Source organism: Frankia sp. CcWB2 (assembly GCF_977927585.1).
On record NZ_CDWRCM010000144.1, the window covers coordinates 3418 to 4809 of the forward strand.

Sequence of the window (1392 nt, forward strand, 5' to 3'; positions counted from 1 at the left end):
GACGGAGGCGTCGATCCGGGCGAGCGCCTGGAGCACCGCGGAACCGGTCCGGACACTCACCCCGCCACCGCCGAAGGCCGGGGAGACCCACATCCGGTGGATGTTCTGCTCACGCAGGGCATCGATGACGTCGGGCGGCGTCATTCTCTCCTGTTCGGCCTGTTCACGGTGCTGGACCAGGACCGGGGCGACTTTCTCGACCCGGGCGAGCCAGTGCCTGGTCTCGTCGTCGGGGTGGGCGGGGCCTGGCCAGAACATGTCACGCATCCACTCTGATCAACCGCCTGATCTACTGACGGCAAAGCTCCGACTGAAACCGCATCTACGGATAGATCATAGCAATTTCTACGTAGATACGGATCGCGAAAGCGATAAGGGGCCGTGAGAGCGGCCCAGATGACCAGGGTTTCCCCGGCTCCCCGGCTCCCCGGCTCTGCGGATCTGCGCGTGACTTCATCCGAGCGGTCGGCGCCCGGGTTCCTCGCGAGGGTTACCCGGAAGAGGTGGTCTGGGCGGGACGCGGTGCGGCAGGCGGTGCGGCAGGCGGTGCGGGACGCCACGCACAGTTCACTTTTTCGCTTCCGGAACGGGGGCCGACGGCTGCCCGGAACCTGCACTGTGATGGTCGACGTCGGGGGACTGCAGCCATACGGACAGTGACAGGAGGGCTGGGCGAGATGGCAGAGGAACGCGTGCCGAACCGACGGGACGTGCTGGCCCGAGCGACGGTGGCGTCACTGGCGGCCGCCGCCGGCACCGCCGTAGGGGTTCCGGCGGCGCGGGTCGCGGACCGGGCCCCGGGCCAGGTGCGGGGTGGCCGGCCCACGTTCACCTCCGGCGTGCAGTCCGGCGATGTCACCGCGGACAGCGCGGTGGTGTGGGCACGGGCCGATCGGCCGGCGGCGCTCGCGGTCGACGTGGCAGCCACCGAGAGGTTCACCGCCGCCCGGCGGGTCGGCGTCGTCCGGGTGGGCGCGGCGACCGACTTCACCACCCGGACTTCGCGATCTGCTCTGGGGACACCGTGTACGCGGACGGGCCGCTCCTCCAGACGGTTCCGCTCGCGGACGGCTCGGTGTGGCGCAACCTCGTCGTCCCGGAGAAGTCCAAGGTCGCCGAGACCCTCGCGGAGTACCGCGGCAACTACCGGTACAACCTGCTCGACGCAAACCTGCTCGCGTTCAACCGCGAGGTGCCGTGGGTGTTCCAGTGGGACGACCACGAGACGCTCAACAACTGGTATCCCGGTGAGATGCTTGACGATTCCCGGTACAGCGAGAAACGGGTGGACGTCCTCGCGGCGCGCTCGCGGCAGGCGTTCCTGGAGTACACCCCGTTCATTCCCGGTCGGGCCGGCCCGGGCGGGAGGATCTACCGCAGGATCTCCTATGG

At 69.2% G+C, this 1392-nt stretch carries 2 protein-coding genes and 1 pseudogene; 2 read left to right on the plus strand and 1 reads right to left on the minus strand.

Going from position 1 to position 1392, the window contains the following annotated elements:
• On the minus strand, positions 1-258 hold a 258-nt coding region (locus tag ACY45C_RS15075), incomplete at its 3' end, for an acyl-CoA dehydrogenase family protein (RefSeq protein WP_462188229.1).
• Positions 259-677: 419 nt separating this feature from the next.
• Between ACY45C_RS15075 and ACY45C_RS15080 the strand changes: the two are divergent.
• Both ACY45C_RS15080 and ACY45C_RS15085 read left to right on the plus strand, forming a co-directional pair.
• Positions 678-947 (plus strand): annotated as a pseudogene (locus ACY45C_RS15080) (PhoD-like phosphatase N-terminal domain-containing protein); the annotation flags it as partial.
• 77 nt (positions 948-1024) lie between these two features.
• A partial coding sequence (locus ACY45C_RS15085; RefSeq protein ID WP_462188230.1) for an alkaline phosphatase D family protein occupies positions 1025-1392 on the plus strand: 368 nt, incomplete at its 3' end.